Raw genomic sequence first — 4,002 nt, 5'->3', positions numbered from 1 at the left:
CGCACCGAGGGCGCGCCCCCCCCCGGTCGATCCGGGCGGGGGCACTCCAGCGCCCGGCGGAAGCGGCGGCCCCGGGCCTCACCAGCCCGGGCGGGCCGCGGTGGTGAGGGCGAGGGTCAGCAGCAGCCCGCCGCCCGGATTGGCCCCGGCGGACAGGGCGCCGCCGCCCGCCGCGCTCAACCGGGCTGCAGCACAGGCCAGTTCGGCCGTCGCGCGGTGCGTGCCGGGGGATCCGGAGGGGACCGCGGGCAGCCGGTGGCGCGCCTCGCCGGCCAGGTCCGGCCCGCGGTCGGCCACCTGGACCCGGATCCGGTCGGGCGTTCCGGGCCGGCCGGCGGTCAGCTCGGTGCGGACCAGTACCCGTGCCCCCGGCGGGCTGCGCCGCAGGGCGGACTCCACCATCGCGACCAGCACCGCGTCCAGGTGCTCCTGGACGGCGGGCACGGCCGGCAGCCGCTGCGCCGACCGCACGGTCAGCGCCTGCGGCGGTACGCCGGCCACGGCCCGGGCCACGGCGGTGGTCACCGTCGCCCAGCCGTACGGGAGTTCACCGGGGGCCTCCCCCGCGGCCGCCTCGCCCCCGACCGCCGGCCGGGCCGGCCGGCCCCGCAGGACGGCCGTGAGCCGGGCGAAGCGGCCTCCCCGCGCGCCGGGCGCGGCGCCGCGCGGCAGCCCGTACCCGGTCAGCCGACGGCCGGGATGTCGTGGGTGGCGCAGTGGATACCGCCGCCGCCGGCCGCGATCGCGTCGATCTTCACGGGGACGATCTCCCGGCCCGGGAAGTACTGCTTGAGGACCTGCTGGGCGCGCTCGTCGGCCCGGGTGTCGCCGAACTTGGGCAGGTAGACGCCCTTGGAGCCGACGTAGAAGTTCATGTACGAGGAGACGAAGGCGTCGCCGCGCCCGGTGATCTTGTCCGGGTCCGGCTGCTGGAGCTCGATCACCTGGAGCTTCTTGCCGGTCGCGTCGGTGGCGTTCCTGAGCACGCCGCGGGCCTGCTCGGCCGCGCGGGACCAGACGTCCGCCGGGCCGCCGGGGAAGGACTGGTCGAGCAGGACGACGCCGGGGGCGACGAAGCGGGCCAGGCAGTCGACGTGGGCGTCGGTGATGTCCTTGCCCTTGACGCCGGCCAGCCAGATCACCTTGGTCACGCCGAGCGCCTTCTTGAGCTCGGCCTCGACCTGGTCCCGGCTCATCCCCGGGTTGCGGTTCTCGTTGACGACGGAGCTCTCGGTGACCATCAGGGTGCCCTGGCCGTCGGTCTCGAAGGAGCCGCCCTCGGCGACCAGCGGGGTCTCGACGCGCTCGACGCCGAACTTGGTCAGCACCGTCCGGGCGATCTTGGAGTCGTTGGCGTGCTGCTGCTTGTTGCCCCAGCCGTTGAAGTTGAAGTCGACGCCCTTGACCTTGCCGCCCTCCTCGACGAACACCGGCAGGGTGTCGCGGGCCCACAGGTCGTCGACGGCCACCGGCACGACCTCGACGGCGGCGCCGCAGGCCTTCTGGGCGGCCTCCTTCTGCTCCGGGCGGGCCATCAGGACGACGGGTTCGCGGGCGGCGATGGCCTGGGCGAGGCCGGCGATGTCCTTGCGGACGTCCGGGAGCTGCTCGCCCCAGACGGTCTCGGAGGCGGGCCAGGACATCACGGTGCGCTGGTGCTTCTCCCACTCGGCGCCGAAGCGGCGGGCGCCGGGGGTGCCGGGCTGCTGGGACGGCGGCACGGCGCCGTCGAGGTCGCCGAGGTCGTTGGGGTCGCAGGCAGTCAGGCCGAGGGTGAGGACGCCGACTCCGGCGCCGATGCCGGCGATGGAACGGATCATGCCGCGGCGGGACAGGGCGTCGGGCGTACGGGCGTCGGGCGTGCGGGCGTTGGTCATACGGGCTCTCCGGGCAGGTTCGAGGGTGGTCCGGGAAGGAGAACGGTGGCGGCTCGCGCTCCGGCTACGGCAGCGGCTCGTGCATGGTCGAGCAGTGGATGCCGCCGCCCCCGGTCATCAGCCGGTCGACGTCGAGCTGGACGACGTGGCGGCCGGGGAAGGCCGCGGCGAGCGCGTCCCGGGCGGCGGCGTCCTTGTAGGCGTCGCCGAACTGGGCGGTGATGACCCCGCCGTTGACGAGGACGAAGTTGAGGTAGGAGTCGACGAACTTGGAGCTGCGGGAGCGGACGGTGTCCGGGCCGTGCACGGGGATGACCTGGAGCCGGCGGCCGCGGGCGTCGGTCGCGGCGGAGAGGATGGCGAACTGCTCGCGGGCGTCGCGCGCCCAGGAGTCGTTGCGGTCGGCCGGCGGCAGCTGGACCATCACCACCCCGGGGCGGATGAACCGGGAGGTGACGTCGACGTGGTCGTCGGTGATGTCCTCGCCCTTGATGCCGGGCAGCCAGATCATCTTGTCCGCGCCGTAGGCCTCCAGGACGGCGTCCTCGATCTCGTCCCGGCTCATGCCGCGGTTGCGGTTCTTGTTGACCAGGCTGCTCTCGGTGGCCATCACGGTGCCGTCGCCGTCGGTCTCGACCGCACCGCCCTCGCCGACGAAGTCCGCATAGGAGTGGCGCAGGCCGCGGTGGGCGGCGATCCGCTCGGCGGCCCGGGCGTCGTCGTAGTGGACCTGCTTGTTGCCCCAGCCGTTGAAGTTGAGGACCACGGCCTCCAGCCCGCCGTGGCCGTCCCGGCGGAACACCGGGGCGATGTCGCGCATCCACAGGTCGTCGGTGGGGATCGCGGTGATCACCTCGACGGAGGGGCCGCACCAGGAGCGGGCCTTGTCCGCGGTGTAGTCGTCCGGGGCGCACATGACCACCGGCTCGAACTGGGCGATGGTGCGGGCGATCAGGGCGATGTCCTCCTGGACGCCGCCCAGGCGCAGCCCCCACACGCCCCGGCGGGAGGGCCAGGACATCCAGGTCCGCGCGTGCGGGACGTCGTCGGCAGGCACCCAGGGGCCCGACTCGCCGGAGTGGTCGTCGTGGTAGTAGCTCACGGTGGTCTCCTGATCGTGCGGGGTGCGCAGGTGCCGTTCGCGCCGCGGTCCCGGGGGCCGGTCCGTCGTCGGGGGAGGGGGCCGCAGCCGTCTCCACTCTCCGGGTCACGGCGCGTGGGCGCACAGCGGGACGGAGTCGACGGACGGGGCGGGCAGCGCCTGCTGTCCCCTGCAGCGTCGCACTGACTAAAAAGTCAGTCAAGTTCGGGCAATGGCCGTGACTCTCACCGCAGGCACCGTCACAGAGTGCGCCGTCCGCCCGGGTCGCCGGCCCCGGCGGTCCAGGCGGTTCGGGCGGATCAGGCTTCGAGCCGGGCGATCTCGGTGTCGATCGCCTCGGTCATCAGGGCGCGCGCGTGGGCGACCGGCAGGCTGCCGCTGAGCCAGCGGGTGCTGAGGCCCTCCAGCAGCGCGGTGAGCCGCTCGGCGGCGCCGGCCAGCGCCAGTGCGGAGGCCGTCGGCCGGATCACGCCGAGCAGCCCGGCGGTCTCCTGGACCCAGAGGCGGGTGGCGCGCGCGAGGTCCTCGCGCAGGGTCTCGTCGAAGACGGCGCTGGCGCGCAGCTCGCCCCAGGCGGTGCTGTTCTCCCGGACCTCGGTGCTGTCCTGGAGCTCCAGCAGCAGCGTCTGCTCCAGCTCCTCCCGCGCGGTCGGCGGAGGGGCGTCCGCGGGGCGGTCGGTGGTGTAGCCCTCGGCCCGGTCGCTGATGAACTCCAGGGTGCTCCGCAGGATGCCGGTGCGGTCCTTGAAGTGGTAGTAGATGAGCGCGGTGGACACGCCCGCCTCGGCGGCGAGCTCCTCCACCCGCAGCCCGCGCACGCCGCGCCGGGCGATGACGCGGGCGGCTGCTTGCAGGATCGACGTTCTACGACTGGCCATGGGTCGCCACCCTACCCGGGCGTAGGGTCGGGCGGCCGAACCCGGGTGGGTCCCCGGGGGCGCGGGGCGCCCCCCCCCCGGCGGGGGGGGGGGGCGGGGCGGGGGCCGGGCGGCCGGGGGGGGAAAAATACAACACCCACGACCC

Annotated in this window: 4 protein-coding genes; all 4 read right to left on the bottom strand. The window is 74.6% G+C overall.

Going from position 1 to position 4,002, the window contains the following annotated elements; all coding sequences use genetic code 11:
- Positions 1–78: 78 nt before the first annotated feature.
- The 4 genes from ACFXOZ_RS42245 to ACFXOZ_RS42230 all read right to left on the bottom strand — a co-directional run bounded on the left by ACFXOZ_RS42245 (position 79) and on the right by ACFXOZ_RS42230 (position 3,857).
- Complete coding sequence (locus ACFXOZ_RS42245) at positions 79–525, bottom strand: hypothetical protein (protein WP_380528728.1); 447 nt, start codon at positions 523–525, stop codon at positions 79–81.
- A gap of 158 nt (positions 526–683) precedes the next feature.
- Positions 684–1,877, bottom strand: coding sequence for an agmatine deiminase family protein (locus ACFXOZ_RS42240; RefSeq protein ID WP_375893509.1), 1,194 nt, complete (start codon positions 1,875–1,877; stop codon positions 684–686).
- A 64-nt stretch (positions 1,878–1,941) separates the two neighbouring features.
- Complete coding sequence (locus ACFXOZ_RS42235; RefSeq protein WP_375893511.1) at positions 1,942–2,979, bottom strand: agmatine/peptidylarginine deiminase; 1,038 nt, start codon at positions 2,977–2,979, stop codon at positions 1,942–1,944.
- A gap of 299 nt (positions 2,980–3,278) precedes the next feature.
- Positions 3,279–3,857 carry a TetR/AcrR family transcriptional regulator gene (locus ACFXOZ_RS42230; RefSeq protein WP_380595349.1) on the bottom strand — a complete coding sequence of 193 codons (579 nt, stop codon included), beginning with the start codon at positions 3,855–3,857 and terminating at the stop codon, positions 3,279–3,281.
- Between the last annotated feature and the right edge of the window lie 145 nt (positions 3,858–4,002).

Origin of the sequence: Kitasatospora sp. NPDC059160 (genome assembly GCF_042755465.1) — a bacterium.
In the GTDB taxonomy this organism is placed as follows: domain Bacteria; phylum Actinomycetota; class Actinomycetes; order Streptomycetales; family Streptomycetaceae; genus Kitasatospora.
Note: the sequence above shows the minus strand (reverse complement) of the source record. Positions and strands in the feature narration are given on the sequence as shown.

Coding starts and splice junctions, on each gene's coding strand:
- ACFXOZ_RS42230 (WP_380595349.1), bottom strand. CDS start 3,857: ATGGCCAGTCGTAGAACGTCGATCCTGCAAGCAGCCGCCCGCGTCATC.
- ACFXOZ_RS42240 (WP_375893509.1), bottom strand. CDS start 1,877: ATGACCAACGCCCGCACGCCCGACGCCCGTACGCCCGACGCCCTGTCC.